The sequence below is a fragment of the Clostridium sp. MCC344 genome, from assembly GCF_018785365.1.
Lineage (GTDB): Bacteria > Bacillota > Clostridia > Lachnospirales > Lachnospiraceae > Pilosibacter.
In genome coordinates, this window is record NZ_WQPQ01000080.1 from 15,237 (window position 1) to 37,209 (window position 21,973).

20 protein-coding genes and 1 riboswitch are annotated in these 21,973 nt (G+C 49.1%); of the genes, 6 read left to right on the plus strand and 14 right to left on the minus strand.

The window, feature by feature from the left end; genetic code table 11:
• Nucleotides 1-52: 52 nt before the first annotated feature.
• On the minus strand, nucleotides 53-1,078 hold the full coding sequence (locus GPK90_RS16565) for a GNAT family N-acetyltransferase (RefSeq protein WP_118531551.1): 1,026 nt from the start codon (nucleotides 1,076-1,078) through the stop codon (nucleotides 53-55).
• A 3-nt stretch (nucleotides 1,079-1,081) separates the two neighbouring features.
• Complete coding sequence (locus GPK90_RS16570; protein WP_118531549.1) at nucleotides 1,082-2,011, minus strand: DUF2156 domain-containing protein; 930 nt, start codon at nucleotides 2,009-2,011, stop codon at nucleotides 1,082-1,084.
• Between the two features lie 354 nt (nucleotides 2,012-2,365).
• Between GPK90_RS16570 and GPK90_RS16575 the strand changes: the two genes are divergently transcribed.
• The gene (locus tag GPK90_RS16575) at nucleotides 2,366-3,325 is read left to right on the plus strand and encodes a bifunctional 4-hydroxy-2-oxoglutarate aldolase/2-dehydro-3-deoxy-phosphogluconate aldolase (protein WP_118531547.1); all 960 of its coding nucleotides are present in this window, start codon (nucleotides 2,366-2,368) and stop codon (nucleotides 3,323-3,325) included.
• A 120-nt stretch (nucleotides 3,326-3,445) separates the two neighbouring features.
• On the plus strand, nucleotides 3,446-4,471 hold the full coding sequence (locus GPK90_RS16580) for a sugar kinase (protein ID WP_021905128.1): 1,026 nt from the start codon (nucleotides 3,446-3,448) through the stop codon (nucleotides 4,469-4,471).
• Nucleotides 4,472-4,694: 223 nt separating this feature from the next.
• Here GPK90_RS16580 and GPK90_RS16585 read toward each other — a convergent pair whose 3' ends face one another.
• From GPK90_RS16585 to GPK90_RS16630, 10 genes are all read right to left on the minus strand, one after another.
• On the minus strand, nucleotides 4,695-5,330 hold the full coding sequence (locus GPK90_RS16585; protein ID WP_117468983.1) for a GNAT family N-acetyltransferase: 636 nt from the start codon (nucleotides 5,328-5,330) through the stop codon (nucleotides 4,695-4,697).
• A 2-nt stretch (nucleotides 5,331-5,332) separates the two neighbouring features.
• Nucleotides 5,333-7,462 (minus strand): M28 family peptidase, encoded by a 2,130-nt coding sequence (locus tag GPK90_RS16590; RefSeq protein ID WP_346011287.1) that lies wholly within the window; start codon nucleotides 7,460-7,462, stop codon nucleotides 5,333-5,335.
• A gap of 113 nt (nucleotides 7,463-7,575) precedes the next feature.
• Entirely contained in the window at nucleotides 7,576-8,451 is an 876-nt protein-coding gene (locus tag GPK90_RS16595) for an SseB family protein (RefSeq protein WP_118531610.1), read from the minus strand.
• Between the two features lie 136 nt (nucleotides 8,452-8,587).
• The gene (locus tag GPK90_RS16600) at nucleotides 8,588-9,970 is read right to left on the minus strand and encodes a L,D-transpeptidase family protein (protein WP_215703479.1); all 1,383 of its coding nucleotides are present in this window, start codon (nucleotides 9,968-9,970) and stop codon (nucleotides 8,588-8,590) included.
• A 497-nt stretch (nucleotides 9,971-10,467) separates the two neighbouring features.
• A complete protein-coding gene (locus GPK90_RS16605) occupies nucleotides 10,468-11,718 on the minus strand; it encodes a M20/M25/M40 family metallo-hydrolase (RefSeq protein ID WP_215703480.1) in 1,251 nt (416 codons plus the stop codon).
• Between the two features lie 241 nt (nucleotides 11,719-11,959).
• On the minus strand, nucleotides 11,960-12,472 hold the full coding sequence (locus GPK90_RS16610) for a nitroreductase family protein (protein WP_215703481.1): 513 nt from the start codon (nucleotides 12,470-12,472) through the stop codon (nucleotides 11,960-11,962).
• 112 nt (nucleotides 12,473-12,584) lie between these two features.
• A complete protein-coding gene (locus tag GPK90_RS16615; protein ID WP_215703482.1) occupies nucleotides 12,585-13,784 on the minus strand; it encodes a cation:proton antiporter in 1,200 nt (399 codons plus the stop codon).
• A 270-nt stretch (nucleotides 13,785-14,054) separates the two neighbouring features.
• Nucleotides 14,055-14,128, minus strand: a riboswitch (Fluoride riboswitch).
• Nucleotides 14,129-14,220: 92 nt separating this feature from the next.
• Nucleotides 14,221-14,985: an amino acid ABC transporter ATP-binding protein gene (locus GPK90_RS16620; protein ID WP_118297335.1), complete on the minus strand. Its 765-nt coding sequence runs from the start codon at nucleotides 14,983-14,985 to the stop codon at nucleotides 14,221-14,223.
• 18 nt (nucleotides 14,986-15,003) lie between these two features.
• Nucleotides 15,004-15,663 (minus strand): amino acid ABC transporter permease, encoded by a 660-nt coding sequence (locus tag GPK90_RS16625; RefSeq protein ID WP_118297336.1) that lies wholly within the window; start codon nucleotides 15,661-15,663, stop codon nucleotides 15,004-15,006.
• Nucleotides 15,664-15,919: 256 nt separating this feature from the next.
• Nucleotides 15,920-16,783 carry an amino acid ABC transporter substrate-binding protein gene (locus GPK90_RS16630; RefSeq protein ID WP_142410862.1) on the minus strand — a complete coding sequence of 288 codons (864 nt, stop codon included), beginning with the start codon at nucleotides 16,781-16,783 and terminating at the stop codon, nucleotides 15,920-15,922.
• Nucleotides 16,784-17,240: 457 nt separating this feature from the next.
• On the opposite strand from GPK90_RS16630, the gene bsh reads away from it, so the two are divergent.
• The 4 genes from bsh to GPK90_RS16650 all read left to right on the plus strand — a co-directional run bounded on the left by bsh (nucleotide 17,241) and on the right by GPK90_RS16650 (nucleotide 20,359).
• Nucleotides 17,241-18,215: a choloylglycine hydrolase gene (gene bsh / locus GPK90_RS16635; RefSeq protein WP_215703483.1), complete on the plus strand. Its 975-nt coding sequence runs from the start codon at nucleotides 17,241-17,243 to the stop codon at nucleotides 18,213-18,215.
• Nucleotides 18,216-18,467: 252 nt separating this feature from the next.
• The gene (locus GPK90_RS16640; protein WP_118531529.1) at nucleotides 18,468-19,412 is read left to right on the plus strand and encodes a dipeptidase; all 945 of its coding nucleotides are present in this window, start codon (nucleotides 18,468-18,470) and stop codon (nucleotides 19,410-19,412) included.
• A gap of 327 nt (nucleotides 19,413-19,739) precedes the next feature.
• Nucleotides 19,740-20,024: a type II toxin-antitoxin system RelE/ParE family toxin gene (locus GPK90_RS16645; protein WP_215703484.1), complete on the plus strand. Its 285-nt coding sequence runs from the start codon at nucleotides 19,740-19,742 to the stop codon at nucleotides 20,022-20,024.
• 35 nt (nucleotides 20,025-20,059) lie between these two features.
• Nucleotides 20,060-20,359 carry a HigA family addiction module antitoxin gene (locus GPK90_RS16650; RefSeq protein ID WP_215703485.1) on the plus strand — a complete coding sequence of 100 codons (300 nt, stop codon included), beginning with the start codon at nucleotides 20,060-20,062 and terminating at the stop codon, nucleotides 20,357-20,359.
• Between the two features lie 152 nt (nucleotides 20,360-20,511).
• Here GPK90_RS16650 and GPK90_RS16655 read toward each other — a convergent pair whose 3' ends face one another.
• Together GPK90_RS16655 and GPK90_RS16660 are read right to left on the minus strand one after the other, a co-directional pair.
• Nucleotides 20,512-21,006, minus strand: a complete 495-nt coding sequence (locus GPK90_RS16655) for a nitroreductase family protein (RefSeq protein ID WP_118531523.1) — start codon at nucleotides 21,004-21,006, stop codon at nucleotides 20,512-20,514.
• A gap of 171 nt (nucleotides 21,007-21,177) precedes the next feature.
• On the minus strand, nucleotides 21,178-21,810 hold the full coding sequence (locus tag GPK90_RS16660) for a hypothetical protein (protein ID WP_215703486.1): 633 nt from the start codon (nucleotides 21,808-21,810) through the stop codon (nucleotides 21,178-21,180).
• Between the last annotated feature and the right edge of the window lie 163 nt (nucleotides 21,811-21,973).

Sequence of the window (21,973 nt, forward strand, 5' to 3'; positions counted from 1 at the left end):
TTTCACATATCCGCCCGATATCACTCCGCACCTGTCCCCCGTGAGTCCGGTATCACACGACTTCGTCCAGGAACACTCCATGGAACGGCTCGATAAATTCCCCATATGGGATCTTCTTTACCTGAGCCGGCGTCCGGTATCCGAACAACCACTCCGTGAGTTCCGAGATCGTCAGGACCTCCATCTTGCCTTTCGCGATAAACCTGGATTCCTGCGTCATCCTGGAACCATACTTCGTCAGATGCCATAGCCACGCCCCCTGATTCTGAGGAACGAAAAGGTCGTTGATCCCGATCTCCACTGTCACCTCGTCCTGAGGGCAGTCTTCTGAGAGGTGGATATTTGTCACAAACTCCGGCATGCAGACGATCCTCGCCATGATCGCCGGTTTCTGCCCCGCCTCACTCCGGTAGTGCTCTCCGGTATAGAGATAACGCATCTCCCGCTCCTTTAAGCCCCACTCACTCTGCATTCCGATAAACCAGTCGTCGTCGTAGAGCAGTGTGCAGGTTCCGTTCTCGCTGGCAAGTTCTTTCTCCATCCGCTGTAAATATGCCTCATCACGGATCGCAAAGACCTCATATTGTCTCTTTAACCACGCTGTCTGCCATTCCGCAAGATCTGCTCCAAGTGTCTTCAGATCACATGGCTCCCTGTGGATATGGGGATTATATTTGAGGACCCAGCGCGGCTGATCATAAATATACCGGAAATCATACGGGCGGTACAGGGATTCCCTTGCAGGCATCAGAAAGGTAAACGGCATGCGCTCTTCCTGCATATCCCGCAGCATCGCCAGCATGAGACTTCTCATATATCCCTTGTGGCGCTCAGAAACCAGCGTTGAGACACCGACAATGTAATCACAGACCGCCTCATTTCCCCGCATATAGATCCGGTACGGATTCCGGTGGATCATAGACACGATCTCACCGTTTTCCTCCCGTACAAGGACCCGGTTGTCCTTCATCTTTTCCTTAAAATAATAATCACAAAATTCCGTGGAATCTTCCGGGAATGCCTCTCTCCAGAGATCCAGGCATCTTCCCTTTTCTTCTGTCTCCAAATACCGTATCATAGTTTACTCCGCGCTTCCTGCCTGATAATCGAGCTGCTTAATCCGATACTTTCTCGCAAATCCCATCGGCGCATAGGACATCTTTGCCTGTCTGAGCCCCGGAAGACCCATATCGTCCTCACGGTTTACGATCTCCGCGTCCGGGAATTCATGGATCAGGAACTGCTGGTTGATCATCTGGTAAAGACCCCGCATCTCCGGATTTGCCTTTTCAATATGAATGATCGCCATCTTTTCCTTACTGTTATAGCTTCCGATCGAGAACGCCTCTAACTGGTCATCCACATAGATCCCGCCCATGCGGACCGATAACATCGAACAGTTTCTCAGGATCTCATGGATCCCTTCCACTTCATAATCCAGATGTCCCTCGACTTCCTGTCCTTTTCCTTCTCTCCATTTGTCCAGGAATTTCCATACTTCACAGCCGTCGGAACAGCAGAGAGTCCTGTATTCATACCGTCCGTCATATGCCTTCTTAAAGGCGTTCAGGTTATTTTTCTTCTTGTGGAGTGCCTTTCCTGACAGTGTCTTTAACGCCTCAGCGCTGTAAAGATAGTCCTTCGCGTCCGGGAGTTCCGTCACGGAATATCGCTCAGCCGGGAGATTTAAATCGTCCACAGCTTCCTGATCCGCAAGATAGATCTCCAGCGGCAGATGAAGATTTTCATTGAAATACCGTTCGATCTCATTGAAATAGTGGGACATATCCTCGATCGCGCATACCGGAAGAGACGCATACATCTTGCCCATGATCTTCATCGTCCAGAGAACTGCTCTGTCGTCTCTCTCGCAGAAGTGGACATGATAATAGTCCGCCCAGAGGAAGTTGTCGAGCATCACGCTGTCGCATGTATTGTCGTGGCGTCTTCCGTAATACTTGCTGAGCTTCTCAAAATTCTCAGCGCTCAGCTTATGAAACTGTATATCCATATATTATTATTTTTTCCTTTCTAACCTGCTCATCATCTCTCGCAGCTGTTTTTGCCGGCGTGTTAAATACACAAACCCATCAGGCAGCTGCCTTTTTTACTTTTTATAGTTTACCACACTTCCATTATAAAATGAAGCGATTTGTTTTTCGGCAGTTTTACTCAGAAAATCCAGTAAAATTAGGCTTTTTCGCTATTGACAATTTGAATCGCGTGAGTATAATCTAATTTAGATGATACCGCAATGCGAAACATGGTTCCGCATTATGAAACTCGGTATTAAAACTCAATATGACTTGATTATTGACTAAAACTGAATTTCCTAAATTTATAAAAACAAAAGGAGACAGGAATCATGAACGAAGTTTTAGAGAAGATCCAGAAAATTGGTATCGTTCCGGTTGTAGTTCTGGACGATGCAAAGGACGCAGCACCGCTTGCAAAGGCACTTTGCGAGGGCGGTCTTCCGTGCGCTGAGGTTACATTCCGTACAGCAGCTGCTGAAGAGTCCATCCGTATTATGGCAAAAGAGTTCCCGGAGATGTTAGTCGGAGCTGGTACTGTTCTTACAACAGAGCAGGTTGACCGTGCAGTAAACGCAGGCGCAAAATTCATCGTAAGCCCGGGCTTAAATCCGGAAGTTGTTAAATACTGTGTAAATAAAGGAATTCCGGTAACTCCGGGTACTTCCAACCCGAGCGACGTTGAGATGGCTATCTCCCTTGGTCTTGATGTTGTTAAATTCTTCCCGGCTGAGGCTGCTGGCGGAATCAACATGATCAAAGCTATGGCTGCTCCGTACACACAGATGAAATTCATGCCGACAGGCGGAATCAACGCTAAGAATATCAACTCCTACCTTGCATTTGACAAGATCCTTGCTTGCGGCGGAAGCTGGATGGTTAAGAAAGACCTCGTAGCTGCCGGTGAGTTCGATAAGATCCGCGACCTCACAAAGGAAGCTGTTCAGACAATGCTCGGCTTTGAGCTTGCTCACATCGGAATCAACTGCGACAACGAAGCTGAAGCTGAAAAGACTGCTGATGCATTTGACGGTCTGTTCGGATTCACAAAGAAAGTTGGCAACAGCTCTGTATTCGCAGGAAAAGCTGTTGAGGCTATGAAGTCCAAAGGACTTGGCGCAAAGGGCCACATCGCTGTTGCTACAAACTCTGTGGTAAGAGCAAAGAACTACCTTGAGATGATGGGCTACAAGTTCAACGAAGAGTCCGCTAAGTTCAAAGGCGACAAGATGACAGCAATCTATCTCGCAGACGAGATCGGCGGCTTCGCAGTACATCTGGTACAGAAATAAGCTTCATCTTCCGTTATAAAAATCGTAATTTATACCGCGTAACCAGGGACTCTGCTAACCGCTTTCCCTGCTCCGCGCGGTCCATGACTATAAATCATATTAATTTTAAGGAGAATCCTCATGTCCAAGAGAGTTATTACATTTGGTGAAATCATGCTCCGTCTCGCTCCGGAGGGATACTATCGTTTCGTTCAGGCTAACAACTTCGGCGCAACATACGGCGGCGGCGAGGCTAACGTAGCTGTTTCCCTTGCAAACTACGGTTTTGATGCAGCATTCGTTACAAAGCTTCCGAAGCACGAGATCGGCCAGGCAGCTGTAAACGAGTTAAGAAGATACGGCGTTGATACTTCCACTATCACCCGCGGCGGCGACCGTGTAGGTATCTACTTCCTTGAGAAGGGTGCTTCCCAGAGACCGTCCAAGGTTATCTACGACCGTGCACATTCCGCAATCTCCGAGGCAACTCCGGAAGATTTCGACTGGGCTAAGATCTTCGAGGGCGCTGACTGGTTCCACTTCACAGGTATCACACCGGCATTAAACGACACTGTTGCTGCTATCTGCCTTGAAGCATGTAAGAAAGCAAAAGAACTCGGCATCACTGTTTCCTGCGACTTAAACTACAGAAACAAACTCTGGACAAAGGCAAAAGCAGGCGAGGTTATGGGCGAGCTCTGCAAATATGTTGATGTCTGCATCGCAAACGAAGAGGATGCTTCCGATGTATTCGGTATCAAAGCTTCCAACACAGACGTTACAAAGGGCGCTGTAAACCACGAGGGCTACAAGGACGTTGCAAAACAGCTTGCTGACCGTTTCGGTTTCCAGAAGGTTGCTATTACGCTTCGTGAGTCCATCTCCGCTAACGACAACAACTGGTCCGCTATGTTATACGATGGCAAGGACTACTACTTCAGCAAGAAGTACGCTATGCACATCGTTGACCGTGTAGGCGGCGGCGACAGCTTCGGCGGCGGACTGATCTACGCTTGCTTAAGCGACATGGATGCTCAGAGCATCATCGAGTTCGCAGTAGCTGCATCCTGCTTAAAGCACTCCATCGAAGGCGACATGAACATGGTTTCCGTAGACGAAGTTAAGAAATTAGCTGGCGGCGACGGATCCGGACGTGTACAGAGATAATCAAAATCTTTGATCCTGCATCACCTGTATATCGGGTGATGCGATCATGAAATAGTTGCCCAATTTGCCAATAAGGGCAAGTTTATTCCTCAATATATACCATAAAAATAAGGACCTCAGCGGCTGCCAATCGCTGAGGTCCTTATTTTTTATCTGTTATGAAATTTCCTGACCGTTTCCGGTGCACCGCAGAGCCGCCATGGCCGGATAAGTCCTCTTTAGGTTACTGAATTTCTCTCACCAGGCAATACTGCTTCAGTCCCATGCCTTTCTCCACGATCCCGAACACCTTAAATCCGAAATGCGCGTAGAACGCCACATTCTTCTCATTGTGCGTCTCCAACGAGATCATCATCCGGTGCTCTCCGGCATACCGGATCGCATCATCCATCAGTTTTTCCGCAACCCCGTGATGCTGTACACTCGGACTCACCGCAAGGTAGATGATATGTAAGCGGTTTTCCTGGTGAAGCTGGGCCGTCCAATGGGAGTTTAAGTAGTCGCGGCCCTTGATAAAGTTCCAGAGCGTCTTTAAGCTCTTGTCCTCCTTGATCAGATACTCATCTGTCTTTAAGGACGCCCACGCTTCTGTAAGGTAAAAGCGGACCGGATCATATTCCTCCGCCTCATCGGAGACGACCAGGAGTCCGTTTAACTCCGGGCTGTCCGCAAAAATTTCACATGTCTCATAAAACTCGTTCAGATCACACTCAAAAAGTTCCGGCATCAGCCGCTTTCTCGTCTCGGCATCCGGGATCAGAGTCTCATAAAGCGGGTCTCTGGCAAAACATTCTACCAGCATTTTCTGGAGCCGGGGCAGATCTTCTCTCTGTACCCGGTACAATATCTGGCTGTCCATAACTAAAAATCCAACACCTCTTTCGCTTTTTTTAACCCGTCCGTCAGGGTATCCACGGCCTGGGTCATATATCTTATGTCATCGTCAAAGCAGGCAAGCTGCTCTTCCTCCATTTTTTTCAGTGCATAAAGCTCTTCCGACACGTCATGTCCGCCCTCGGCGATCTTCTTTTTAAGGCTCTTGACCTCCTTCGAGAGATCCACATGATGGACGATCCGTCCGGCTCCCCACTGCAGCCGGTCTTTTCCCTGGTTCAGGACATATTCCGTAAAATAGTGATATACTTCATCGTCAAACTGAAACGCATACTGATTGTTGTCCACCAGGTACAAGGCGTCAAGAGCCCCTCTGACGTCCTTATTTTCCAGACTGCGCACTGCATCGCCGATATGGCGCAGATTGCTCTGGGCGGCCTCGTGGGGGAACAGGACCTCATCGTGCCAGTTGAGACGGACAAAATAGTCCTGGCATTTGCGGAACAAATACAGGAGCTGCCTCTGAAGCGCAGCATATTTTGTATTTTCCGGACCGGACAGCTCTCTTTTCTCCGCTTCCGGCATGCTGCCGAAAGCAGCTTTGCCGCTCCATCCGACACTCTTTTCTCCGGTTTCCACATTCCGCAAATTGCATTCATCGTCCCGGGAGATCTCATTAATCTCTTTCACTCTTTTATATACCGCATCCGCGATCTTCTTCGCCTCTGCCGTCCGCTCCAGCAGGATCCTGATGCCCTTTTCATCTTCCCGGCCAGTAACCGGTCTGACGCTCTCCTGGAGCGCCTGAAGCGTCCGTCCGACATTCACCGGAGCTACTTTTACCCGGTCAAACGCCATGACGAGAAGTCCGTAGAGCTCATGGTGAAACTGAAATACATCCGCATTATAATACTCGTCATTATCAAACTGGGAGTGGTAATGTGTCTCCATGAACTCCGCACTGCTGAATTCATTCACCATCGACGGGATTCCTGAGATCGCGACGGAAAAATCATCCGACCAGGTCTCGATCGGGCACTGGACGCCGAGACCTTCCGGGTAGACCTTTTTTGCGTCCACCGGAAACTCTCTTACAAATTCCTTCAGAAAATCCTCATATTCATAGGTAGACCGGATCGCATCCCACGGATTATGCGCATAGGCCGGAAGCTCAAAATTCAGGTCCGCGATCACCTTTCCCTGCCATTCCGGCCGGATCTTAAAGACCTGCTGCCATGCCCCCGTCGACCAGTCGTACTTGGAGTTTTCAATTCCCCACTCTTCCGCCGCCATACAGCAGAATACGATGGTCTTTTCCGGCTGATAGCCGATCCTTAACAGCGTCCTTGCGATCCCGAACATCAGCGCGATCGCACAGTTGTCATCCTGGAATCCGTCAAAATAGGAATCATAGTGGCCGCTGAGCAGGATCATATCGTCCGACTTTCCCGGGATCGTTCCCCATACATTGTAGGCAGGCATATCTTCCTTCACGACAGACTTTACATCAAACTGCACTGTAATCCGCGGAGTCTCTTTTAACGCAGTCTTCAAGATCTCCGCATCTTTCTTTGACATGGAAAATGCCGGGGCATCCTTTGGGCCCGCGATATCCTGGGCATTGAGCGCCTCGCTGTCGATCTCCGCATAACCGTTATCCTGAACTGCGATCACCGCCGCTGCACCCTTTAAATGAGCCTGATAGACCGGATAGTTGATCCACCACTCATCTCTCTGGTTGATGTCCACCATCACAAGACATCCCGTCACATCCACGCCGTCGTAGTCCGCTTCCTTTCCGCGGCCTGCGTAGACCAGTGGATATTCCTTCCATCCATCCGTCACAAACTCCGTCTGATAGGCACCGAGCTGGAATTCATGTTCCTTTCCATCCCGGTCCGCAAAACGCAGGACTGCCTTCTCGAACTCCCAGGAATCCAGGCAGAGTTCATCTTTATGGATATCTGAAAGCCCGATCCGCTCCATTTCCTCTTTCAGAAATTCCCCGGTATCAAATTCCGCTTTCGATCCCGCTGTACGGTAACCAAGGACCGGATTACTCTTAAACTCCTCCATCTTTTTCGCCAGATGGTAGGAATAACCGATATCCACCGCTTTTAAATATGCTTCTTCGATCTTCCTTCTGTCGCTCTCCACAGCTGTCATCCTCCTCATCCCGCGCAATCACAAACTCCGCCGCATCCTGCGCACTATTCCCAGTGACGCGAACACGCCGGAGTCTGATCCCGTAACAGAACCGTTACTTTTATTTAGTTTTCAGTCTTGTTCTCAGCTTCGGCTTCTTCCTGTGCTCCGGCTCTCTCGCTGTCCGCCTTCACTTCCACCTGAGTTGCCTGGACCTCTTCCGGTGTGCCTGCCTGTGCAGCCGCTTCCGGATTCGGCACGGTACGCTTTGTGATCGGCATCTGAAGGTTTACGCCGAACGGGTTTACAACAACGCCCTTTGCCTCTTTTACGAGGATGCTCGGGATCTTGTTCGCTGTAACCGCGATCGCCTTAAACTGGTTTTTCGCATTGAATTTGCCGAACTCGATGATATCTGTAAAGATCGGCTGGTACGCATCGCCGTTTTTCTGTTTTAATAACGGAACGCCGCTGCCTTCCTGGAATGCGGTAATGTAGGTTCCCTTGGTGAAGTCCGCAAGGATCTCCTCCTGCATTTCCTTTAATTCTTCCGGCATCGTCTCAAATTTCTGTCTGCGGAGCTCCTGCATGAAGTACAGGGCTGTCAGATGAAGGCTCGGATTCTCGATCCATGTCTTCTTCTCGTCTTCCGGAGTATCCGGCTTATTCTGGCCAGGACGGCTTACAAGTTCCGGAAGCTGGATCCGGCATTCGCTATCCATGTACTGGTCCACCATCAGGCAGTTCACACCCATCGTGTAAAGGTTTCCGTAGAAGTGGAGCATCTGGTTCGCATCCACTTTTGCGATCTGTACCGGGATCTTTTCTTCAACCAGGCGCTTACCTTCGCGCTTAACATCTTCCTCCGTGAAGTAGATCAGGACTTCATCATCAAATGTCTCCTTGTCGCATACCACATACGGCATTCTTGTGCACAGAGACATGATCACATAGATCTCCTTCGCGTTTCTTAACTGATTTAAAACCTGCTGTTTATCCATTTTTGTTTTCCCTTCCGGTGTTTTCATTCCTGCTGTTTATCCCAACAGTTTTCTATTATTTTTTCGAATTCCAGATGCGCAGGATCCGCTTTCTCAGTTCAAACCCCACTCACTCTCTCATACTCTGCAAATTTCCCTAGTTACAGCAGATGATCGGAATTCCCTTATACGCATTCTCATAGACCTGCGCTGCTACTTTCGGCGGCAGATTGATGCAGCCATGAGAACCATTTGTCTGGTAGATCGTACCGCCGAACTTGCTTCTCCAGTTCGCATCATGAAGTCCGATCCCGCCGTTGAACGGCATCCAGTATTTTACAGGAGTCGCGTAATCTTCTCCCTTTAATACGCGGTCTGTCTGCTTATAATACAGCTCAAACAGTCCCGGAGGCGTCGTATAATTCTTTGACACGTTTCCGGATACGAACGGGCTGTCGATGATCACTTTTCCGTCCTTATAGAAATAGAGATGCTGGGTCGCAAGATCCACCTCGATATAGGTCTGTCCGAAGTCATATCTGTCGTGGGTCGCACCGCGGCTCTCGTAGATCGGTTCCCGCTCGGTCGTCTGGCATGCTTTCACAGCCGCTACCAGCGCATCCGTCTCTGCAGCCTGATTGATCTTCCAGCCGTATTTTCCATATACGACAACATCGCGGCCGGATGTCGTCTTATATTTGTGGTTTCCGTAAGTGTCATACTTATCCGCTAAAGATTTCACATATGCAGCGGCTTTCTCACGGTCCACCTGAATCTCATTTCCATTTGTCCCGGTCACCCATTTTGCCAGCTCCATACCATCCAGAGTCTCTTTCTTTGAACCGAAATCATAAGTGATCTTGATGTCCTTATACGCATTTAAGGTCGCACAGAGCTGTACCAGGGCTGCGTCATCTGACTTCACCGTGACTTTTTTGTAGCAGTCATGATCTGTCAGTTTGATCTGCTTTTTCTGGTTTAAAAGCGCATCCTTGACAGCTGCTTTCAGCTTGTCCATATCAAGCTCATTTCCCTGAACTTCCGGAACGATCGTAAACGGTTTTCCTTCCTCATAAGCAGAGATATACGCATTCGAGGTCGGTGTTGCCGCCGTTACACAGTGCAGATTTGCAAGCGCTGCGGCAAGCTTCTCATCGTCGACCGTCGCCTTCACAGCCACGGTATAACTCTGGTCAGAGCCCGGTCCTGTCTTTCTTCCTGCGTCATTCTGCTCCTTTAAAATATCATCAACGCTGCCGGTGACATCCAGATGATATCCAACATCTGTTCCCTTTAAGGTCTCCAGATTTCCGTCCACGTCCTGTATTTTAATCTCGTAATGCTCGTTGAAGTAGCCTTCAAGATAGCCTTTCGCCTGTGTCGCTGTCTGCTTTGACACATCTACCGCATTGATCGTTGTGCCGCGCACAAACTTGGCCATGTCCGTATCAACAACAGCCGCCATTGCAGGAAACGCTGTTCCCACCGCCAGCATACCGATCACAGCGCCGATCGGAAGAAGCATTCTTAATTTTTTCATGTTTCTGTCCTGCCTTTATTATTTTTACAATTGGGCTTATGCATCTTTTCGGATAAAAGCGCTTATGCAAACAAGCTTGCTTGAGCATCCTGCAACGGGGCGGATTGCTCTCTTCTTGAATGCCTGCGGCCTTCAAGAAGCTCCGGGCGTCGCCCTTATGCAGCTTTTCACCCAGAATTGCTTATGCAAGCAAGCTTGCAACACAATTCCGGGTAAAAATCTGCGCAATCCCAACTGTTACCATCTATTGTAGCTAACCAATAAGAGGGTGTCAAGGTGATTATTTCTTGCTTTTTCCTTGCTTTTCTACGGCAAAAGTGCGGCTCTAAAGTTCATTCCGTATTGCAGAACAAATCCCTGGATTTCCTGTTCCGCAAAAACGAAACGCAGGTCCGTCCATATAGGACAAACCTGCGCTGTTTCGATCAGAATATAACAATTCCGTACCTTTTTCTGACATTCTTATGTAACTGCGAGAGTACTGAACAGTTACGATCTTATTTCTCGATGATACTTTCCACTACATCCGTTCCTGCGCAGAGAAGTGCCAGGAGCAGTGTCTGCTGGCAGCCCTTATAAGCTCCCTCGACTTTAAACTGCTCAGACAGCATATGCGCATGGATATCGTAATCTGCGCCCATTCCGAGGCAGACGGCCGGAAGTCCTGCTTCCAGTGCACGGTTGCAGTTTGTAGAACCACCGTTTCCGAGCTTCGGCTCCGCACATCCAAGGTACTCTGCTGCCGCCATCGCGCCCTCTACGATCGGTGCATGCGGATCCTGGTGGCCGGCATTGACATCACAGATATGTTTTACGTCATATGTGATGGTGTCCATACCCCAGCGCTCGGTCTCCTCTTTGCATGCCTCATCGATTGCATCAAAGATCTTCTTGCGAAGTTTCTCGAGTTCTTCCTGGGAGTTGGAGCGGAAGTTGAAGCGGATCTGTGCGACCGGAACGATCGCATGGACAGCCTCAAAGCTGCCTGCCTGCATCGTTGTAACCGCAAACGTGGTCATCGGCTCCTTCGGAACCTGGATCTCAGCGATCTTTGCGATCGCGCGTCCTGCCGCATGGATCGGGTTCGCAACCTTTGCAAAGGCTCCGCATGCATGTCCGCCGACGCCATGGAAATTGATCTCATATGTCTGGATTCCGGTTGCCTCGTAGGTGATCTCCTCAAATCCCGGTCCGTCAACGGAGATGCTGGCATCCAGCTCCGGATGATGGTTTACATAATATTGCATTCCCTTTAAAGCGCCGGTTCCTTCCTCCTGGACAGTTCCGACGAACTGGATATCTCCCTTTGTCTGGATTCCGGCTGCGTTCAGCGCACGGATTGTTGAGAGGACCGTCGCACATCCTCTTGTGTCATCCACGATGCCCGGGCACTTGATAAAACCGTCCTCACGGACGATCTCAAGCTCCGTGTCAAGCGGGAATACCGTATCCATGTGGCCTTCCACAAGGACTGTCTTTCCGCCGCCGGTACCTTTCCGGATACCAACGCAGTTGCCGTACTCGTCGATATGGCAGTCGGTGAGTCCTTCTTCCTTAAACATCTCAAGAAGTCTCGCAGCTTTCTTCTGCTCATGGTTTGTCGGAGCCGGGATCAGTGTCAGCTCGATCTGTTTGTCGATCACGGTATCCTGGTCCTCTTCCATGAACTGTAACGCTTTCTGGACCTTTGCATCCTTTGTCAGGGTGTCAAATTTCTTCTGAACCTTTTCGGAAACTTTGTATTCCATATCTGTGTTCCTCCATTTTTTGAATGTCCTGCCGTGTGCACACACGGGCAGTCGTTCTATGCTATCTGCCAGTGTGCCACAAAAAGCTCCTCCTGCGTATTTTTATACGTACAAAAGTTTTCTTCACGCGCACACGCAGGTGAACAGGCAGATCTGTCACTTTTCACCCTGACAGACCTGTTTTCCTTCGTATTCTTATTCTAATGCCATTCTGCAATTCTGCGAATCCCGGACATCAGAACTACAGGCGAACCACCATCTCATCGATCGGCATTCTATCTGCGTGAAGTCTTGACGGATGTGCCGTCTCCGCCGGATAACCGAGCGGGAGCATCGCTGTCGCAACGAGTCCCTTCATCTCCGAGAATGTCTCATGAAGCTTTTCCTGGCTGAACATGCCGACATAGCAGGTTCCAAGACCGAGATCCGCAGCCTGCAGCATCATCTGGGTCGCTGCGATCGTTGCGTCGATCTCGCCATGATTCTTCATATCGCCCTCACGGTTCCATGCCTTCGCCGGATCATAAGCGACAACCAGGATCACCGGCGGGTGGAACTTGCACGCGGTGCACTCTTCCGCTTTTTCCAGTGCCTCTTTGCTCTGCATCACGAGAATTCGCTGCGGCTGAAGGTTATGAGCCGTCGGTGCATTGTGGCCTGCCTCCAGAACCTTCTCCAGCTTTTCTGCTTCGACCGGACGGCCGCTGAACTTTCTAAGCGAATATCTCTCTGCACATAATTTTTCGAAATCCATTGTTCTCCTCCTGTCAGTTTCTGAACATCTATTTTCCTACTATATTTGTGCCATTCATTATATCTCATCATTCCCGTTTTGTGAACCCTGAAATGTTCTCTGGATGTTTTTACTATTCCTGTCTTTTTAACAGCCTCCGATACGTCACATCCATCCCGATCGCCCCGAGCGGCGCCGTGATCAGGATCGCGAGAACCGCCACTGAGAGAACAATCTGTCCGCAGGAAAGCCCCATCGCCATCGGAACAGAACCGATCGCCGCCTGGACTGTTGCCTTCGGCAGATACGCGATCACGGTAAACAGGCGCTCTTTCTTGTTCAGCGCGGTTCCCGCCATGCACACGCAGACTCCGGCTGCCCGGAAAATAAGTGCAAGCAGGATCATCACCACAGCCGCGCCTCCTGCAGTCGCCGTATACCGGATATCCACTGCAGCGCCGACCATCACAAACAGGACTACCTCCGCTGCGATCCAGAGTTTTCCAAACTTCTCTGAGAGTCTTCCGGAAACTGATTTCGGACATTTCATTTTGAGGACGCATGCCATGCTGACAACCGCAAGAAGTCCGGAGACGGAGACATACGGTTTTGCCCATGTTTCCACCGCCATCAGGAGAAACGAAAGCCCGAGGACCACAATGACTTTCATGCTGTTTCTCACATAATGTTCCTTCGCATAAGCAGTCTCAAAGAAAAGGCTGAGAAGATACCCGACAGCAGCGCCCAGCAGGATTCCGAGCACAATGGACACCGGAACATTCAAAAACTGCGTAAAATCTGCCGTTCCTCCCTGTGCCATGCCGGCAAATGTGGAAAACAGGACGATCACGAAGATATCGTCGCACGATGCCCCGGCCAGGATCATCTGCGGGATACTCTTTTCCGTTCCATATCTATTTTCCATCAGCTGTACCATCCGCGGCACAACGACCGCCGGGGAAACAGCCGTGAGGACCGCACCCATGACAGCAGACTCAATTCTCGTTATCCCCAGGATCATCGGAGCGCAGAGAAGATATCCACAGATTTCAAAACTCGCCGGTACAAAAGCCATCATGACGGCCGGACGCCCGACTTTCTTCAGATCCGCAAGGTTCAGGGAAAGTCCCGCCTTTAACAGGATGATGATCAGCGCGATCTGGCGAAGTTCCGAGGAGATCGATAAGATCTTATCATCGAGAAGTCCCAGGACATGCGGTCCCAGGATGATGCCGGTAAACAGCATTCCGATAATGCGCGGCAGGTGAAGATATCCGCAGATCGCCGCCGCGGAAAGTCCCACCAGAAAGATTAGTGCAAGTGATGTCAACATAATTTTTCTCCTTTTTTCTGCAAAAACGTGCCTTCCACAATTCTGCTTTTATTTGGGAAACTGTTACTCAAAATTTCATTTTTAAAGTTCCTATTCCATCCGAAACGATTGCTCCCAATTTTATTAATGAGAAAATATTTTCCCGAAAAAATGTGCCTTTTTGCGCGGCAGGAAGTTCCATCGGAATTTCCTGCTGCACAAAAAAAGAGCTGACTCTCCTGTGACTTAAGCCCCGCAGCACACGCTAAAAAGCGCCGTCCCGGACAGCCCGTCATCACAGAAGTCATCAGCTCATCATAAGCGGTTCTGGTTTCCCATGGGAGAACTTCATTCCCGTCGATGATTATACAATACCTATCTCCGGTTGTAAATCATATTTTTCAGTTTTTCCTATAGGTGGGTTTTCCCGATGTTTCACATTCCCGATCGCAAGGTCCTACAGGATCTCCCCATATCTTCCGAGGAAACTCTTCATTCTCTCATTGTCAGAGGAGAATACCTTCTCCGGCGTTCCTTCTTCCACGATCACTCCGCCTTCCATGAAGATCACGCGGTGGGAGATATCTCTCGCAAACGCCATCTCGTGGGTGACGATCACCATGGCGATATTTAAATCTGCCAGGGAACGGATCACCTTCAGCACCTCCGCCGTCAGCTCCGGATCGAGCGCAGAGGTCGGCTCATCGAAGAACAGGATCTTCGGGTTCAGCGCCAGGGCTCTTGCGATCGCCACACGCTGGCACTGTCCGCCGGACAGCTGGCACGGATAATAATCTTCTTTGTCCGACAGACCCATCTTCTTTAAAAGCTCTCTCGCTTCCTTATATACAGTCTCCTTATCGCGCTTCTGAACATGGATCGGTGCGTCCGTGATGTTCTTTAAGACCGAATAATGCGGGAACAGGTTAAAGTTCTGGAATACGAGGCCATACTGGCTCCGGATCTCCTTCATTTCCTTTTTGTCCGCATAGACGACACGTCCGTCCTTGTCTGTCCATGCAGCCTTTTTCCCAAGATAGACGATCTCGCCGCCATCCATTTTTTCTAACATCGTCGCACAGCGAAGCAGCGTTGATTTTCCGGATCCGGATGGTCCGATGATGGATACGATCTCGCCCTCACCGATGCTGATGGAGATATCTTTCAGCACGGATAAATTTTCAAATGATTTTTCCACATGATTTAATTCTAACAGATTCATGATCCGAACACCTCCATCCTACCGGTAATAATCCAGTTTCTTCTCGATCCACTCCATAACGACCGCCACGATCAGGTTGAACACATAATAGAAGATTCCGGCTGCCACAAACGGGATCATGTTTGTCTGGGAAGCCGCCAGCGCCTTCGCGATCGAGAACATCTCGGCAACGCTCAGCGTGAACGCCAGAGAAGTATCCTTCACAAGTGTGATAACCTCATTCGTGATCGACGGCAGGATCCGCTTGATGACCTGCGGCAGAATGATCTTGAAAAATGTCTGTGCTTTATTGTAGCCCAGGATCTGTGCTGCCTCATACTGTCCCACCGGCATGGACTGGATGCCGCTGCGGTAGATTTCCGCAAAATACGCGGCGTAGTTGATCACAAAGCCGATGAATGTCGCTGTCAGACGATAGCTGCTCCCGACTTTGATATGGAACAGATAGTATGGTCCGAAATAAACGACCATCAGCTGCAGCATTAACGGAGTTCCACGCATGATCGAGATATAAAATTTTACGATCATGCTGATCACGCGGTTTTTCGACATGCGCCCGAACGCTACAACAAGTCCGAGCGGCAGGGAGAACAGCAGCGTGATCACAAAGATCTGCGTACTGATCAGCATACCGCTTCCGAGCTGAGCGATCATCTGCCCGATTGTCATTTTACCCATACGATCTTACCTGCTTTCCTTCATGGTTTCACGGTCCATATCATCTGACCGTGCTTTTGTAAAGTTTTTTTTTTAACAAGACAAATTACGGGAACTGTCAACCGGTTCCCGTAATCTGAGTCCTGCATTCATTTTATATGATATTGACATATGTGTCAAATATCATTTATTTATGCGAACAACGAGCCAAAGTCCGCGCTTACGCGGGACCTTGGCGACTGTCGCGATAACAAGGGGAAACTCGCAAAGCGTGTTTTTACTTGTTTCCGATCGTTGTAACGTCCTCACCGAACCACTCATCAGAGATCTTTGCAAGTGTTCCGTCTGCTGCCATCTCCTCTAAAGTTGCCTGAACCTTGTCTCTTAACTCTGTGTTGCCTTTCTTGAAGCCAACACCGTACTCTTCCTCGGAAAGGGAATCGTCAAGGATCTTGAAATCTGCGTTTCTCTGTTTGATCTGATATCCTGCAACGATAACGTCCATCGCTACGGCATCAACAGCGCCCTGTTCCAGATCCATGAACGCTGTGTTGTAATCAGCCGTTGTTAAAAGCTGTCCGAAGGTGTTTGTGAGGTCCGGATTTTCCTTTAATGCTGCCTCAGCGGAAGAATCTGCCTGTACCTCCACATTCTTTCCGGCGAGATCAGCCTGGCTCTTGATATCAGAATCGTTTGCTACAATGAATACCTGCTTGTTTGCCATATACGGCTCAGTCCATGTGTAATCATCCTCACGGCCTGTGATCGTGAATCCGTTCCAGATGCAGTCGATATTTCCAGACTCAAGCTCCATATCCTTGGAGTCCCAGGCGATCGGCTGTGCCTTGTACTCTAAGCCAAGACGTTTTGCAACTTCCTTTGCAAGGTCAAGGTCGAATCCTGTGTACTCTCCATCATCACCAACGAATCCCATTGGCGGGAAATCCTGGTCAAAACCAACGATCAGTGTGCCGCCTGCTGTCTTTGTCTCCTCTGCTGCGGATGTATCAGCTGCGGTTGTCTCCTCTTTGGACTCAGCAGATGTCTCTGCTGCGGTTGTCTCTGTCTTTGCTCCTCCGCATGCTGCGAGAGAAAGTACCATTGCGGATGCCATAACTGCGCTTAATAATCTTTTCTTCATAATAATTGTCCTCCTCATATCTGCCTGCCCTTGATCAGGCGGTTTCCGTTGACTTTTTTCCTATCCTAAAACCGAATGTCGCGTTTTTATTCGATTTTGTTTCTCTGTTTTCATCGTGTTATCATGTTACCATACTAAAGTGTTTTTGTAAAGCTCTTTTTAATGAATTTTTTCAGGGAATGCGGTATACTGTTACAGTACGGGCATTCTTTGTCCACACGTGCAGCCGCTTTTGCCGTCATTTCGCGTTCGAGTCCAGGCGGATCAGCAGCTGCAGACGATTTCTTACTGATTCGAAACTCATTTCAGAAGACATGCAGTCCATTCTGCACCTTTGGCAGACAGTTCGGTATCTGTCCGGGCATCTGTGCAGTCTTCTATTGGCAATTCGTAACTGCTCAGTACCCTCACAGTTACGACAGTTCTTTGTTCACAACAGGAATGGAGGTTTTCTCTTATGTGTACAGCAGCAACTTACAAAACAAAAGGATTTTACTTCGGACGAACCTTAGACTATGAATTTTCCTATGGAGAAGAGATCACGATCACCCCGCGCAATTACCCGATCCCGTTCCGCCATATGGGCACGCACGACTCCCACTATGCGATCATCGGCATGGCACATATCGCCGGGGATTATCCGTTATATTACGATGCCATGAACGAAAAAGGGCTCGGCATGGCCGGACTCAACTTTGTCGGCAATGCGGCATATGCGGATATGAAAGACGGGGTTGAAAATGTCGCCCAGTTCGAATTTATTCCGTGGATCTTAAGCCAGTGCGCGACCGTCAGCGAGGCGAAAGAAAAACTCGCCGTTATGAACCTTGTCGGGACCCCGTTTAATCCCCAGCTGCCGGCGGCCAGCCTTCACTGGATCATCGCAGACAAAGACGAGGCGATCGTTGTCGAGTCCATGAAAGACGGACTCCATGTTCATGACGATCCGGTCGGAGTTCTGACAAACAATCCGCCGTTTGATATGCAGATGTTCCATTTAAATAATTACCTCAGTCTCTCCCCGCGCCAGCCGGAGAACCACTTCGCGCCGGATGCACCGCTTTCCACCTACAGCCGCGGCATGGGTGCCCTCGGACTCCCGGGCGATCTCTCCTCCCAGTCCCGCTTTGCGCGTGTGGCGTTTACCCGTGCACACTCTGTCTCCGGTGACAGCGAGGAAGAAAGCGTCAGCCAGTTTTTCCACATTTTAGGGTCTGTGGACCAGCAGCGCGGATGCTGTGAGGTCGCGGAAGGAAAGTATGAGATCACGATCTACACCTCCTGCTGCAGCGCGGAGACCGGAACTTATTACTATACAACTTATGAAAATCATCAGATCACGGCGGTGGATATGAACAAGGAAAATCTTGATTCCGGGAAGCTGATCCGCTACCCGATCATTTTAAAGGGCGAAATTCGAAGACAGAATTAGAGCTCTCAGCTCTCAGCTCTCAGCTCTCAGCTCTCAGCTCTCAGCTCTCAGCTCTCAGCTCTCAGCTCTCAGCTCTCAGCTCTCAGCGTGATTTTAGGCGGCCATTGCCAAAATATCAATGCAACAGCACCTGACTGAAGCATTTTTACAAAATCATCAACTACAAGCCACGATCATCCAGCGCTGCTATGTTAGGCTCCGCAAAATTACCGACTTTAGCTTAAAATAATCCATTTTCAGGAGGAATCTTCCATGAATTCTTACGCACTGATCGACCTGCACTGTGACACTCTCACCGACTGCATCCACAAGAACTCCGACCCGGACACTCTGGATGACCCGGGGCGTGTTCTCTCTTTATCCGCGATCCCGGCCGATGTCCACTGGGCACAGTTCTACGCGGTATTCATTCCTGACGAATACCGCGGGCAGGCCGCGATCGATTACTATGAGACGAACCGGGATAACTTCAACCGGCAGATGAAGAAATTCTGTGACCGCGTCACTCCCTGCCACACCGCTTCCGATATGAAGGCTGCGTGGAATTCCGGCAAAACCGCAGCCTTTTTGACCATCGAAAACGGCTCCGCGCTTGCCGGTGACATCACCCGCGTAAAAAAGCTTGCGGATGATGGCGTCCGCTGCATGACGCTCACCTGGAACGGCGAAAACGAACTCGGTTCCGGTCATACGACCACACACGGCATGACAGATTTTGGCAGACAGGCTGTCCATGAGATGGAAGACTGCGGAATTCTCGTCGATGTCTCCCACTTAAATGATGCCGGATATGCCGATCTCTTTGAGACCGCCCGCCGTCCGTTCGTCGCGACCCACTCCAACGCCAGAGCTGTCTGCTCCCACAAGAGAAATCTCACGGACGACATGATCCGCGAAATGGTCCGCCGCGGCTGCCTGATCGGTCTCAATTACTGTAAAAGCTTCATCACCGACGGCGGCACCGGCGATTCCCCGGAGGACCTCTATCGCCACATCGAGCACTTTTTCAAGCTCGGTGCATACAAAAATCTCGCCCTCGGCTCCGATTTCGATGGCGCGACTCTCCCTACATACCTGGACAGTCCTGAAAAAGCAGCTGCACTGTACGAATATTTCCTTGATCAGGGGATGTCAACAGAACTGGCTGAAGGGATCCTGTTCCGGAATGCGGAGGAGTTTTTCGAGAAGAATCTGTAAAATGTGCAAGGCTGAAATGCAGGAGTCTCCTGCATTTCAGTTTTACATATAACACATATAAAATGTTTCTTAAACATTTTCGTTTTCTATTGCAATTCTTATCAGGGTAGCTTACACTATTGCTCACCATCTTCTGAATCCTCTGGTCCTATAATCTTGTATCGCATAAATTTTCTACATTCCTTTTAATTTCTTTTTTATACAATCATTACTTCTAAACATGACATCCGTATTATCTATTTCACTTTATTTATCAAAGTCACTTTATAACATTTGTTTTCTGTTTGACATGTACATGCAAAACAGGTATAATTGAGGTACATAAATATGATAAAAAACTTCGCAGATAAAGAAACTGAAAAAATCTATAATCAGGAATTTTCAAAGAAACTACCACAGTCCATTCAGAGAATTGCTCTGAGAAAACTAATCATGATCGACAATGCTACTTCCCTAGAAGATTTAAGAATTCCTCCTGCCAATCATCTGGAATTGCTTCATGGAAATCGCGAAGGGCAATACAGCATTCGAATTAATGCACAATACCGCATCTGTTTTAGAATTATAGGAAATGATTTTTTTGACCTCGAAATAGTTGATTACCATTCATGATCATCACATAGTTTAAAATGAAAGGAGATCTTTTTATGCCAAACTATATCACAACTCCAACCATCAGCGAAATTTTAATCGAAGAGTTTATGAAACCCTACGGCATTTCCGCCTACCGCCTCGCGCAGGATATCCATGTCCCTGTCTCCAGGATCCAGGACATTCTGCATGACCGCCGTAAGATCACCGCAGATACTTCTCTCCGCCTCGCCAAGTATTTCGGTGTGTCTGACAAATATTTTCTGGATATCCAGACCGATATCGATATCAGAAATCTCAAACTGTCTGAACAGGAAGAACTCGATTCCATTCCCGTCTGCCCGATGATGGTCTGATTTCCAAAACGTTGTTACTCCGGTTTTCAGATTAGCCCGTATATAAAAAAGGGACAGTCCAAAGAGTATACTGTGCTTCATGCGTCAGGTTTTAAAATCTGACTTCTAAGGCAATATCCTCTTCAGGCTGTCCCCTTTTCGTTTCTTCTTAATTATCTCACATAATGGATCCTGCTCTGATCAAACCGATCCTGCTGGGTGCGTTCCTCAGCCGGATAGCCCATTGCGAAGATTCCGAATGCGCGCTGTCCTTCCGGGATCCCGACAATCTCTTCGACCTCTTTCATGCGGTCCTCACGCGGTGCAACACCGAGCCATACGCCGCCGAGTCCGATCTCATCAGCTGCAAGCCACAGGTTCTCCATCGCGATGCTCATGTCGATGTGTGCAAACTCCGGCAATTCGCAGTCCTCGCGATATGCACTCACGATCGCAACCGGTGCGTTTCCTGCCGGACCCGAGAACGGGCTGGACTCTCCAAGCTTCTTTAATACCTCACGGTTCTGGATCACATAGAACTCCCACGGCTGCTGGTTCTTTGCCGACGGGGCTGCCATCGCCGCTTCCAGGATATATCCGATATCCTCACTGGAAACTGCTTCGTCTTTGAATTTTCGAATACTTACACGGTGAAATAAATCTGCCATCTTAAGACCTCATTTCTTTCCTGTTATATCATCGGCATGATTCGCTGCCATGACAGTATCATTCAGACTTTGGGAATCTGAAGACTCCCGCCATGAAAAGCAGCAAATATCCGCCTTTTTTATTTCCGGCTTTTATCGATCCTACTTTACCTGTCGCTGATCGCCTCAGCCTTATTCCTCTAATTTCTTGATCTCCAGCGGAAAGCTCACATCTTCGGAATCCATATAGACAACTCCAACCTTCGCACCGCTGTCTCCGCCTAAAGCATCTTCATCCATCGGGCAGCCATCTTTCATAAATCCCATCTCGGTTCCATCCGCTGTCACCATGGTAAATGTGCTCATCGCGTTGGCGGTCGTTGTTCCTTCCGCATATGCGATCGTCCAGTCATCATCGCCCGGAGCCGCGATCACCAGCTCAACATCTTCCAGCTGATCGCTGTCATGAAGTTCCTCTCCGATATATCCGATCGCTACAACACTGTCATCCGCGATCTCCGTCTCCACATCATGGATATTTTCCGTTGCGAGCGTATATTCCGCACCGTCATCAGTCTTTACGGTGAAAGTGCCCTTTTCAGAATCCGTCTTTACGATGACACCCTGAAGGAGATGATAATTCTTCAGTATCTCCGCGTCATCCGATGTCTCACTCTCAGCAGGAGACGTACTTTCTGTCTCCGTACTCTGTTCTGCTGTTGTTTCCACAGTTACCGTGGTCTCTGCCGTATCTGCCTTCTGACAGCCAGCCGCCAGAGCAACGCTCATTCCCAATATGCTCATGTACAAATATGTTTTTTTCATCTTGGTCTCCTCTCTGCAAGCTGCACATTATTATACCATGTTTTGAGAGGCATATCAATCCGGTTGGGTTTCTATTCTATCAACCTAAAATGAAAATTTAAATTCCACTTCTCCAAAGGGCGGTGGAGTTTACTCTTGCACAGTTGATATTTACTCATGCATA

Excerpts from the sequence above, each read along its gene's own strand:
- GPK90_RS16565 (WP_118531551.1), bottom strand. The coding sequence starts at position 1,078 with ATGATACGGTATTTGGAGACAGAAGAAAAGGGAAGATGCCTGGATCTC.
- GPK90_RS16570 (WP_118531549.1), bottom strand. The coding sequence starts at position 2,011 with ATGGATATACAGTTTCATAAGCTGAGCGCTGAGAATTTTGAGAAGCTC.
- GPK90_RS16575 (WP_118531547.1), top strand. The coding sequence starts at position 2,366 with ATGAACGAAGTTTTAGAGAAGATCCAGAAAATTGGTATCGTTCCGGTT.
- GPK90_RS16580 (WP_021905128.1), top strand. The coding sequence starts at position 3,446 with ATGTCCAAGAGAGTTATTACATTTGGTGAAATCATGCTCCGTCTCGCT.
- GPK90_RS16585 (WP_117468983.1), bottom strand. The coding sequence starts at position 5,330 with ATGGACAGCCAGATATTGTACCGGGTACAGAGAGAAGATCTGCCCCGG.
- GPK90_RS16595 (WP_118531610.1), bottom strand. The coding sequence starts at position 8,451 with ATGGATAAACAGCAGGTTTTAAATCAGTTAAGAAACGCGAAGGAGATC.
- GPK90_RS16600 (WP_215703479.1), bottom strand. The coding sequence starts at position 9,970 with ATGAAAAAATTAAGAATGCTTCTTCCGATCGGCGCTGTGATCGGTATG.
- GPK90_RS16605 (WP_215703480.1), bottom strand. The coding sequence starts at position 11,718 with ATGGAATACAAAGTTTCCGAAAAGGTTCAGAAGAAATTTGACACCCTG.
- GPK90_RS16610 (WP_215703481.1), bottom strand. The coding sequence starts at position 12,472 with ATGGATTTCGAAAAATTATGTGCAGAGAGATATTCGCTTAGAAAGTTC.
- GPK90_RS16615 (WP_215703482.1), bottom strand. The coding sequence starts at position 13,784 with ATGTTGACATCACTTGCACTAATCTTTCTGGTGGGACTTTCCGCGGCG.
- GPK90_RS16620 (WP_118297335.1), bottom strand. The coding sequence starts at position 14,985 with ATGAATCTGTTAGAATTAAATCATGTGGAAAAATCATTTGAAAATTTA.
- GPK90_RS16625 (WP_118297336.1), bottom strand. The coding sequence starts at position 15,663 with ATGGGTAAAATGACAATCGGGCAGATGATCGCTCAGCTCGGAAGCGGT.
- GPK90_RS16630 (WP_142410862.1), bottom strand. The coding sequence starts at position 16,783 with ATGAAGAAAAGATTATTAAGCGCAGTTATGGCATCCGCAATGGTACTT.
- bsh (WP_215703483.1), top strand. The coding sequence starts at position 17,241 with ATGTGTACAGCAGCAACTTACAAAACAAAAGGATTTTACTTCGGACGA.
- GPK90_RS16640 (WP_118531529.1), top strand. The coding sequence starts at position 18,468 with ATGAATTCTTACGCACTGATCGACCTGCACTGTGACACTCTCACCGAC.
- GPK90_RS16645 (WP_215703484.1), top strand. The coding sequence starts at position 19,740 with ATGATAAAAAACTTCGCAGATAAAGAAACTGAAAAAATCTATAATCAG.
- GPK90_RS16650 (WP_215703485.1), top strand. The coding sequence starts at position 20,060 with ATGCCAAACTATATCACAACTCCAACCATCAGCGAAATTTTAATCGAA.
- GPK90_RS16655 (WP_118531523.1), bottom strand. The coding sequence starts at position 21,006 with ATGGCAGATTTATTTCACCGTGTAAGTATTCGAAAATTCAAAGACGAA.
- GPK90_RS16660 (WP_215703486.1), bottom strand. The coding sequence starts at position 21,810 with ATGAAAAAAACATATTTGTACATGAGCATATTGGGAATGAGCGTTGCT.